General features: G+C 65.3%; 7 protein-coding genes. 5 read left to right on the top strand and 2 right to left on the bottom strand.

The window, feature by feature from the left end:
- Positions 1-315 precede the first annotated feature (315 nt).
- From ACWCPQ_RS34805 to ACWCPQ_RS34795, 3 genes are all read left to right on the top strand, one after another.
- Positions 316-2,382, top strand: a complete 2,067-nt coding sequence (locus ACWCPQ_RS34805; RefSeq protein ID WP_449907370.1) for a M3 family metallopeptidase — start codon at positions 316-318, stop codon at positions 2,380-2,382.
- A 605-nt stretch (positions 2,383-2,987) separates the two neighbouring features.
- Positions 2,988-3,305 carry a hypothetical protein gene (locus ACWCPQ_RS34800; protein WP_449907367.1) on the top strand — a complete coding sequence of 106 codons (318 nt, stop codon included), beginning with the start codon at positions 2,988-2,990 and terminating at the stop codon, positions 3,303-3,305.
- A 263-nt stretch (positions 3,306-3,568) separates the two neighbouring features.
- Positions 3,569-4,360, top strand: coding sequence for a serine hydrolase (locus ACWCPQ_RS34795; protein WP_449907365.1), 792 nt, complete (start codon positions 3,569-3,571; stop codon positions 4,358-4,360).
- 49 nt (positions 4,361-4,409) lie between these two features.
- Here the strand turns inward: ACWCPQ_RS34795 and ACWCPQ_RS34790 are convergent, their stop codons facing one another.
- On the bottom strand, positions 4,410-4,811 hold the full coding sequence (locus ACWCPQ_RS34790) for a hypothetical protein (protein ID WP_449907362.1): 402 nt from the start codon (positions 4,809-4,811) through the stop codon (positions 4,410-4,412).
- A 3-nt stretch (positions 4,812-4,814) separates the two neighbouring features.
- On the bottom strand, positions 4,815-5,468 hold the full coding sequence (locus ACWCPQ_RS34785; RefSeq protein ID WP_449907359.1) for a hypothetical protein: 654 nt from the start codon (positions 5,466-5,468) through the stop codon (positions 4,815-4,817).
- 407 nt (positions 5,469-5,875) lie between these two features.
- Between ACWCPQ_RS34785 and ACWCPQ_RS34780 the strand changes: the two genes are divergently transcribed.
- Together ACWCPQ_RS34780 and ACWCPQ_RS34775 are read left to right on the top strand one after the other, a co-directional pair.
- Complete coding sequence (locus tag ACWCPQ_RS34780) at positions 5,876-7,537, top strand: hypothetical protein (protein ID WP_449907356.1); 1,662 nt, start codon at positions 5,876-5,878, stop codon at positions 7,535-7,537.
- Between the two features lie 26 nt (positions 7,538-7,563).
- Positions 7,564-7,995 (top strand): YbaB/EbfC family nucleoid-associated protein, encoded by a 432-nt coding sequence (locus ACWCPQ_RS34775; RefSeq protein WP_449907353.1) that lies wholly within the window; start codon positions 7,564-7,566, stop codon positions 7,993-7,995.
- The last annotated feature ends 214 nt before the right edge of the window (positions 7,996-8,209 follow it).

Here is an 8,209-nt window from a genome sequence, read left to right as displayed (position 1 = left end):
GTCTGCGGTCGTGACGGACAAGGCGGTGTTCACGGCGAGTGCGAGCCTTGCGATTGCAGCTTTTGTGGTGTGTCGGCCGTGGTCTGTGGGCTTGCTCCCGAGGCCGGGCACCGAAGACCAGGTCGACCACCGGGCACGGGAAGTACCGAGTTGAATCGGTGGGCGCAGGTATCGATCCGGCTCGCCAGGTTCATATCGTTGGCAGATCCCGGGCGCCCGACCTGAACTTCTGGATATCACCACATCACGACGCCCGCGACAGGTCTCGTCACCGTGGCAGGTGACAGCTCTGGCGCGGCAGAATAGGTTTCCACCATGACGAGCAATCCGTTCTTCGCCCGGAGCCCGCTTCCGTACGAACTTCCGGAATTCGCAAAGATCGGGGATGAGCATTACCTGCCCGCGTTCGAGCGGGGGATGGCCGAGCAGCTGGCCGAGATCGATGCCATCACCTCGGAGGTGGAGGTGCCCACCTTCGGCAACGTCATCGTGGCGCTGGAGCGTTCGGGTGCACTGCTGAAGCGGGTGTCGAATGTCTTCGGCAATATCGCGAGCTCGGATTCCAGTGCGCAGTCCGATGCGATCGAAGCCGAGATCTCGCCGCGGCTCGCCGCGCACCGCGATGCCATCCATCTCGATCCGACCCTCTTCGGTCGGATCGAGACGCTGTACGGGCGGCGCGGCGAACTCGGTCTGGACCCGGCGGAGTCGAGACTGCTCGAGCTGTACTACCTGCGGTTCGTCCGGGCCGGCGCCGGCCTGGATACCGACCAGCAGGATCGGTTGCGTGCGATCAACATCGAACTCGCCGCATCGGAAACGGAATTCGGTCAGGCGAACTCGGCGGTTCGCAACGCGGCGACGTTGATCCTGGACGATATCTCGGAGCTGGCCGGGTTGGATTCGGGGGCACTCGCTGCCGCGGCGGAAAACGCCCGTTCGCTCGGGCATACCGGAAAGTGGGCGCTGAGCCTGCAGAACGTCTCGAATCAACCCGTTCTCGCCGCACTGACCGACCGGGAGGTGCGGCGCCGAGTGATGGCGGCATCGCTGGAGCGTGGGTTCGGTGCCGATGGTGCCAACAGCGCCCTGGCAGCACGGATCGCTTCGCTGCGCGCCGAACGGGCGGCGTTGCTCGGTTACCCGGACCATGCCGCGTACGCGGTGGCGGATCAGACCGCGGGAACCGTATCGGCGGTCGAGGATATGTTCGACCGGCTGGTTCCACCCGCTGTCGCGAAGGCACGGTGCGAGGCCGGCGAACTCGAGGCGGCGATGCGGGCCGCCACGGGCGAGGATGCCGAACTGTGCTCGTGGGATTGGCAGTTCTGGTCGGAAAAAGCACGGGCCGAACGATTTTCGGCGGACGGCGAGGTCCTGCGTCCGTACTTCGAGTTGGAACGGGTGTTGTGGGACGGGGTGTTCTACGCCGCGGAGCAGGTCTACGGGATCACCGTCCGGGAGCGCGGCGATCTGATCGGTTACCACCCGGAGGCCCGCGTTTTCGAGGTGTTCGACGTCGGCGGCGAACCACTCGGGCTCTTCCTCGGTGACTTCTTCACTCGCCCGTCGAAACGGGGCGGTGCCTGGATGAACGAATTGGTCAGTCAGTCGCACCTGCTGGGCCAGAGGCCGGTCGTGGTGAACAATCTCAACATCTCGAAACCCGCCGAGGGCGAGGCGGCCCTGCTGACCTGGGACAACGTCAGGACCTTGTTCCATGAGTTCGGCCATGCCCTGCACGGGCTGTTCTCGGATGTGCGTTACCCGTTCTTCTCCGGTACCGAGGTCCCGCGCGATTTCGTCGAGTTCCCGTCACAGGTGAACGAGATGTGGATGTCGCGGCCGGAAATCCTGGCCAACTACGCCCGGCACTTCGAAACCGGTGAACCGATGCCCGCCGAACTGGTCGAGCAGATAGCCGCCACCGAAAGTTTCGGCGCGGGCGTCCGCACTGTCGAATATCTTGCCGCGGCACTCCTGGACTGGGCATGGCATCGTATCCCGGCCGCCGACCCGCGGCCCGGGGTTCTCGACCCGGACAGTGCCTATGCCGAGGCTTTCGAGGAGGCGGCGCTCCGGAAAGCGGGGATCGCCGTCACCGCGATTCCACCTCGCTACCGCACCGGATATTTCGCGCATATCTTCTCGGGTGGCTACGACGCCGGCTACTACTCGTATATCTGGAGCGAGGTGCTCGATGCCGACACTGCGCGATGGTTCACCGATGGCGACGTACCGATCCGGGAGAAGGGTCGGCTCTTCCGCCGCGAACTGCTGTCCCGCGGCGGCTCGGTGGACCCACTCGAAGCGTTCGAAGCATTCCGCGGCCGAGCTCCCGAGATCGAACCCCTGCTGATCCGGCGGGGGCTGACCGTCTGATCCGGACAGTATGGAAGATGAAGAGGACGAATCCAGGTCGAGGCCGGTTCCCTGACCCGCCGGCCGTCGCGCGCGCGCCGCGTTCATCGGTTGCCGGCCCCGCTCGATCCGAGAGACCGGCACACGCGGGTTGTCGTCGAACCCCGGGTCTCGCTCTCATCTCTGGGGAACCCGTTTGTCCGGGAATTCGAACTCGTGAATGCTCATGGTGTGTGGTGCCGGGCACACGGTCACGAAAGGATGCCGAATTGCTCATCGATTTTCTTTTGGGTCTGCTGAACAATCTCTTGACTACCGGTAGACCTTTCCCGGGCTCCTCCTGAGCTGTCGGTGCTCGCCGGCCCCGTTGCGTTCGTGATCGGCGCAACGGTCACAGGCTTCTCGGGTGCGTCTCGGCTGCTCGTACCGAATCCGCAAGTGTCGGAAACACTCTCACCGCTCGCCGTGTCGACCGGATCCTTGTTTGTCGGCTTCGGCGGGCTCACGCAGGGGTATGGTGCCAGGCTGCTACAAGATCGATATCGCTCACTCCACGTTTTCGTCGGGCCGAATCCGGTTGAATGGATTTCGCCGACTCGTAATCGATCGAGAAAGGGTGGTATGCAATGGGTAGGTATTTCGCGATCTACACCGGCTACCCGGCCGAGGACTCCGACGCACAGGCGGTTCGTGCTTCGTGGGAGCAGTGGTTCGGAAACCTCGGTGCGGCGGTCGTCGATCCCGGCTGCGTGTTCACCGCTGCCCGGACAGTCGGTCTCGATGGCTCGATTGTGGACGGCAGCCGAGCGAGGCTCACCGGCTACACCATCCTCGCCGCCGACAACCTGGATGCTGCCGCAGCAATGGTGACCCGGTGCCCTGGCCTGGCGAACGCGGCGATCGAGGTCTACGAGGCGGCCGGTCTGGATTCGGTACAGCAGTGAGCCGTACCGAGCGGAGATGAGCGTTGTTTCCCGCGCAGGTGGGATGCGGCGTTGTCCGGATCCGTTCGATCCGAGAGGCCGAATGCAGCGGACAGCGTGCCCGGAGTTCCTGTTCTCGATGGATGGTGAACCGCTGAGCGAGATCACCTGGGAAGGATGCCATGCGGTCTGTCGAGCTCTTCGCGCACCGACGGAGACGGCTTTTTCTCATGGTGTTGTCCGTTGTTTCGGTGGCAGTTCTGCTGACCGTGACCGCAATTACGATGAGGGCACGCACCGCGACCGACGACACCCGGTCCTCCCAGGACGGCGGGGGGTTCGATTCGGGGCTGCTGGTGCGGATCGAGCGGGCCGAAGCGTACGCGCGAACCCGCCCCGGGTTCGCGGGAATTGTGCTCCGCGACCGGATGACCGGTGCGGTATGGCGTAGTGCGGAGGCGGGCACGCTGATCTGGGCCTGCTCTACGCCGAAGTTGGCCATGGTGGTGGATCTGCTGCTCCGCGACGATTCGGGCGTGATCACGCTGACCGGGGAAGACCGTGACTTGATCCACAAGATGCTCAACTCCAGCGACGATGCGGCGGCAACGACGTTGTGGTATCGCTACGGCGGTGAGGCGGAATATGCGGCGCGGTTTCGGTCGTACGGGATGACCGATATGAAATTCACCGACCGCCACGAGCATCATTGGGGTTGGATCCTGTCGACATCGAACGATCTCGATCGCCTGATCAATTACGTGTTGGACGAGCTACCCGCCGGGCATCGGGACTACATCGTCGGTGAGATGCGTTCGGTCGACGTCGACCAGCAATGGGGAGTCTGGGGTGCGGGTGCGATGGCGCGGCCCGGGAACAAGAACGGTTGGTCCGACGATAACGACGACGGTTCCTGGCTGATGAATTCGGTGGGATTCGTCGGCCCCGGCGAGCGGTACACGTTGGCGATCATGGACAACACCGGGGTGATCGAAGGCGGTGACGTGGTCGGCAGGGAGACCACGACCGAGATCAGTGAAATCCTATTCGATGGTTACTTCGACCCGGAGCACTAGCGGGGACCTCGACTCCGCCGTCGGTGCCCGGAGTGCGGTGGCAGGCGGGTCAGTGCTCGAAATAGTCTTCGGTACCTATGTGCGGATGTGTTTCTGAGCGAAGGGGATCTCGAACAGGCCGGCCGGGCTCGGTCCTGCGTGCGCGGGATGTGACGAGCAGTGCCAGGGCCGTCGCGATCAGGAAATGCGCGGTGAGCATCACCAGCATGGGAAGGACGAAGCCCGCATCGGTGAGAATGCCGTGGTCTCCCACGCAGTAGAGGGTGTAGTTGGTGTATGTGCCGTCGGAGTCGTGGAAGGTATCGGAGACGACCACGGGTTCGGTGGTCGGGGATGAACAGAACAGGGGCGCGGTGAGTTTCGCTTCGCCGGGCCAGATTGCCACGGGAACGACGATGCTGAAGGCGCCGACGAGCAATCCGGTCGAGAGGCTCGTCACTACACGGGGCATCGGCTATACCGGCTGGGCTCGGAGGAAGGCGCCGGTGCGGTCGAATTCGGCGACCACCTCCGAGCGGGCCGATGCCACGTTGGCGACGATGCGGATGTCGCGGCCGAAGCGGCTCACCAGAATGGCAGTGACCTGACCGTCGGGTATTTCGCTGCGTGTGCGGGCGGTGTCGACTATGTCCTCGATACGCGAGAGGCCGGGCACCTCGCTGATCGCGAAGTTCTCGCCGTCCAGGTCGTCGAAGGAGGAAACCCGTACCGGGCGTGGGGCGCTCAGGTCGCCGAGGGTGAAGGAGTAATCGTCCAGTACGCGGGACGCGCCGGGCGGCCGGACCCGTAAACGGACTGTGGGTTCGCGGGCGGTGAAATCGCCTCCGGCCAGGAATTTCGTCACCTGGATCGGCTGGTTGTTCACGACGAGCCGGAACCGGGTGGAGTTCGGTGCCGTGAGAAGCATGACGTTCACATTCGGGTCCGCGGCACCGATGCGCTGTGCCAGTGCGGTGATCGCGGCCTGCGGCAGGGCGCTCACCAATCCGCCGCCGCGTGCACGGATCCGGTCCTCGAATTCCGCGCGATCCACCGCGCCGAAACATCCGCTGGTACTGCTGAGCACGGCCAGGCACAGCAGGAAACGGAGCCAGTTGCCACGGTGCACGTACTGAAGGCTATGCGTTGCGAACCGAAGCTGCTGGGGATGCTGACCGAGATCGCAGCCGTTGCGCCGCGAAACCGGAACCTCTGGTTCGTGACCGTGGTAGCGCCGACGACCGTCCAGGTGCGGGAGAACCGGGACAACCGCGGCGGGTCTACCAGCTGGTGCCGGCGACGCTCGGGTGCCGTGGCATCCATACCCAGGTGTTCGGTGTCGACATCTCCGATCCGGCCTTCCGACATCTCACCGATCCGTGTCGCCGTGCCGACCCCGAACACCACGCTATCGTCGTATCCCGGTCGCCGGTGGAACCGGTTGCCAGGGCCAGGAAGAGCATGGGATGCGACATCGCGCGATATCGCCCACACTGATCCGAAACTGCTGGTGGTGGCGCGGAGAAAGGTGATCGAGTGACCGATCCGCTGTGGCTCGATCCGGACACGATGCATGCCTCGGCGGCGGAGTTCGACCAGATGGCCGACGAACTGGCGCAGATGCTCGCGGAGCTGAGGGCCACCTCACTGCGCGAGGGAGAATCCTGGGGTGCCGACGAGCCCGGCAAAGCCTTCGCCGAAAGCTACGTGCCCAGTGCGGAGCAGGGCATGGCGGGTTTCGAAAACCTGGTGGACCGTGTCCGCGCCCTCGGCGCCGGTCTCCGAGCTGCTACCGGGATGTATACGGATACGGACAACGCGGGGAGCGCGCAGGTACAGAATTCCGATCCGGCTCGCTACCCCGGCACAGTCACGGATCCGGCGGTTTCGATACCTCCGGCCTCGGTCCCGGCGGCGAACGCCGTGGACCGGACCGGGGCGCCGACGCAGCAAACCGCCGGGGTGACACGGCCTGCTGATGATCCGATCGCTTCCACGGCGGGGCAGAATGCCTCCGGCGGTGCGCGGTCCGACACCACCACCGGCGCGGAGGATGCCCAGCCGGGCGCTGCCCCGCAGTCCCAGCAGCCGGGCGCTGATGGCCCGGGGTCTCCCGACCCCGCGACCGGTCCGCGCGGCCCGGAACGAGAACCGCAACCTCCGCTGCAAGTTCCGGGTGCTTCGGCTCCGGTGGGGACGGCTGCGACACCGGCCGGGCAGGCTCCCGGAAACAGCGCTACCAGCCCCCCGAAATCACCGGAGGGCCCGAAGCCGATGGCCGCCCGCGCCGCTTCCACCGGATCGACAGACTCGCCCTGGGGCCGCAACTCCCCGGGCTCCCCCCGATCCAGCGCGCCGGTCGGTGCCACTGCTCCGGAAAGCCAGCTCCCGCCACGGGCAGCTGGGCCGCGAACTGCCGATAGGCCGCCGGCGAAACCGGATGCGGACCCCCGCCGCACGCCGCCGTCGCGGAAGGAGGCGATCGCCGCGCGTGCTGAACGCGAGTCCGATGAAGCGGCCATGGAAATCCTGCGCGAACTGGCGGCGCGGCGCGACCTCGGGATCGTCGGATTCGAAACCGCGGGTATCACCGAGCAGACAGCCCGGGAGATCGCCGACGCTGTCGACGCAGTTCTCGGCGAGCACCCCGCTGTTCTGCGTGGGCTCGAGGTCGCTGACGCGGGTCCGCTCTCCCGAGCGGAGAATCGAAGCGCGGGTGCTGAGGATTCCGCGGTGGACTCCTCGCAGCCTCCGGAGCCGTGGATCGTTCTCGATGTGACCGCGACAGCGGACCCCGGTGCGCTCATCGGACACGACCGGGCCGGCCACGACCCTGTGGAAAGCTCACTGCGGCAACGCCCCATGTATGTGACCATGCTGCGGGAGCTCGGCCACGTGCTGGACCTGACGGGCGGGCTGCGGGCCCGTGCAGAGGCGCAGCGGGCGCTGATCAGCGAATATCTACGAATCAGCGGTGCCCAGGGCGAGACTCTCGGGCGGATCGTCAGCGGGTATCGATCCTGGCGGGCCGAGCTCGGGGACTACTGCTTCGACGACCGCATGTTCTCGCCCGGTCGAGCCCTCGCCGCGGGTTTCGCCGCGGTCGAGCTGGTCGGTGGCGAAGCTCCCGCGGCCGCCAAGGCCTTGCATCGCCTGCTGGTGGCGATGGCGCGGGCGGCGGTGTCGGATAATCGTTGAACAGATGATCCGGAAAGGACGCAGCCATGGACCGGTGGAAACGAGAAGGTCTGCTGAATGCCAACAATGGGCTGAGAAACCAGATCGAAGATCTGCTCGATACCTTCCAGCAGCAGCAGACCCGGCTGGCCGAAACGTATCGGCAGTTGGAGGCGACTCGGATCCGCGCTGAATCGGTGGACCGGTCGGTGGCGGCGACCGTCGACGCGGGCGGGGTACTCACCGAGCTGAGTCTCACCGCGTCGGCGCTACGCAAATCCCCCGACGAGCTGGCCCGCGCGATTGTCGACACCGTCGCGCAGGCGGCCGAGCACGCTCGCGAGCATCAGCAGACGTTCCTCTCGCCCGCCACCGAGGAACTCGAGAAAATGGGTGATCTCTCGGACCTCGTGCCCGAGGTACCCGACTTGCGCGATGTGCGCACTTTTCTTCGCGGTGAGCGGGATCCGCAGCAGTGAGCGCCTGGGTTTGCTGGCTTCTCAACGATGGGGACTTATTAATATCAAATAGACATCGGAAAGTTGAGTTCGGCCGATCGAAGTAAAGGTAGATGCGGTGGATGGGCAGGGGTGAAGTGTGTCTCTGCTGTTGCCGTGGTGGTTACCGCCTGAGGTTTTAGCGGTTGTTGCTGGGCATTTCCCGGAGGCTCGGGAAGATGCGATGCGCCGTGAG

This window comes from Nocardia sp. NPDC001965 (genome assembly GCF_053594175.1).
This window is presented reverse-complemented; position numbering and strand designations above follow the sequence as displayed.

Coding starts and splice junctions, on each gene's coding strand:
- ACWCPQ_RS34805 (WP_449907370.1), top strand. CDS start 316: ATGACGAGCAATCCGTTCTTCGCCCGGAGCCCGCTTCCGTACGAACTT.
- ACWCPQ_RS34800 (WP_449907367.1), top strand. CDS start 2,988: ATGGGTAGGTATTTCGCGATCTACACCGGCTACCCGGCCGAGGACTCC.
- ACWCPQ_RS34795 (WP_449907365.1), top strand. CDS start 3,569: ATGAGGGCACGCACCGCGACCGACGACACCCGGTCCTCCCAGGACGGC.
- ACWCPQ_RS34790 (WP_449907362.1), bottom strand. CDS start 4,811: ATGCCCCGTGTAGTGACGAGCCTCTCGACCGGATTGCTCGTCGGCGCC.
- ACWCPQ_RS34775 (WP_449907353.1), top strand. CDS start 7,564: ATGGACCGGTGGAAACGAGAAGGTCTGCTGAATGCCAACAATGGGCTG.